At 73.7% G+C, this 1,340-nt stretch carries 1 protein-coding gene; it reads left to right on the top strand.

Going from position 1 to position 1,340, the window contains the following annotated elements:
• On the top strand, positions 1–1,340 hold a 1,340-nt coding region (locus tag AC5LSR_RS05335), incomplete at both ends, for a lysine N(6)-hydroxylase/L-ornithine N(5)-oxygenase family protein (RefSeq protein ID WP_493468218.1).

The following is a 1,340-nucleotide window of genomic DNA, read 5'->3' as shown; positions in this document are numbered from 1 at the left end:
GGGACGAGCCGTTCGACCTGGTAGGCGTCGGGCTGGGGCCGTTCAACCTCTCGCTGGCCGCGCTCGCCGACGGGCTGCCCGGGCTGCGCACCCGGTTCTTCGAGACCAGGCCGGGGTTCTCCTGGCATCCCGGCCTGCTGCTGCCGGGCACCCGGCTGCAGGTGCCCTTCCTCGCCGACCTGGTCACCCTTGCCGACCCGACCAGCCGCTGGTCGTTCCTGTCCTATCTGCACGCGCACGACCGGCTGTTCCGGTTCTACTTCCACGAGCGCTTCCACCTGCTGCGGCAGGAGTACGACGACTACTGCCGCTGGGTGGCCACCGGCCTGGCGTCGGCCCGTTTCGGCGCCCGGGTGGACGCGCTGCGCTGGCGTGCGGACACCGGGCTGTTCGAGGCCGAGGTGAGCGTCCAGGCCGACGGCCACATCCGGGCCGCCCGGACGGTGCTGGCCCGCAACATCGTGCTGGGGGTGGGGACCGAACCGTCGGTGCCGGCGGCGCTCGCCGGGCTGCTCGGGCCGGAGGTGTTCCACTCCGCCGAGTACCGGACGCGGCGGGCCGGCCTGGCCGGCGCCGGGCACGTGACCGTCGTCGGCTCGGGGCAGTCCGGCGCGGAGGTCTTCGCCGACCTGCTGCGCGCCCAGCCGGAAACCGGCCAGGCCCTGCACTGGATCACACGGACGCCGGCCTTCGCCCCGATGGAGTACTCCAAGCTGGGCCTGGAACAGTTCACACCCGACTACGTCCGGTACTTCCACGGTCTGGACCAGGCGGCCAAGGACGCGATCCTGCCCACCCAGTGGCAGCTGTACAAGGGCATCGACGCCGAGACGATCGCGGAGATCTACGACCTGCTGTACGAACGGACCGTCGCCGGCGGGTCCGTGGACGCGGCCCTGCTGCCCCACGTCGCGATCGAGTCGGGGACGCGGACGGCGGGCGGGCGGATCAGGCTGACCTGCCGGCACGTCCCGCAGGACAGCGCGTTCACGGTCGAGACCGACCGGGTCGTGCTCGCGACCGGGTACGCCGCCCGCCGGCCCACGCTGCTCGGCCCGGTCACGGACCTGCTCGACCTCGACGACGCCGGCCGGTACCAGGTGGACGCCGCCTACCGGCTCGCGACCGCGCCGCAGGTCAGCGGGCGGATCTACGTCCAGAACGCCGAGCTGCACACCCACGGGGTCGGCACGCCCGACCTCGGCCTGGGCGCCTGGCGGGCCGCGGTGATCCTCGACGACCTGACCGGCGGCGCGGCCTACCGCGTCCCGCGGCGATCGGCCTTCACGACCTTCGGCGCGCCCACCGGCGCACCGGCACCCAGCTCCGCTCCCGCTCCT

The sequence above is a fragment of the Protofrankia sp. CiP1_Cm_nod4 genome, from assembly GCF_982290645.1.
This window is presented reverse-complemented; position numbering and strand designations above follow the sequence as displayed.